The organism is Oleiphilus sp. HI0125, from assembly GCF_001635355.1.
This window is the reverse complement of record NZ_LWGF01000587.1, coordinates 1-290: the sequence shown is the minus strand read 5'-3', so window position 1 is coordinate 290 and position 290 is coordinate 1. Positions and strand designations below refer to the sequence as shown.

Here is a 290-nt window from a genome sequence, read left to right as displayed (position 1 = left end):
TTCTTGGCTCATCTGAAAATAACAAAGGTGAGCGTACATACGAAGCAGGGACTCAAAAATATGGCCCAATCAATGGCGTTGCGAATCCTAGCGACAATAGCGGCGTGTTGAAGTATGTCGTTATCAAATACTCAGGTTTTGAAGTTGAAAAAGACAAGGAGCTCAATGGCCTTTCTCTAGCATCAGTGGGTTCTGGTACGACCATTGAGAATATTGCCATCATCGGTTCAGCAGATGACGGTATCGAGTTGTGGGGCGGCACAGTCGATGTGAATGGTTTGTATATTTAC

General features: G+C 44.5%; 1 pseudogene. It reads left to right on the top strand.

Features of this window, described 5'->3' with window-relative positions:
* Nucleotides 1-290, top strand: a pseudogene (locus A3762_RS27330) (hypothetical protein); the annotation flags it as partial.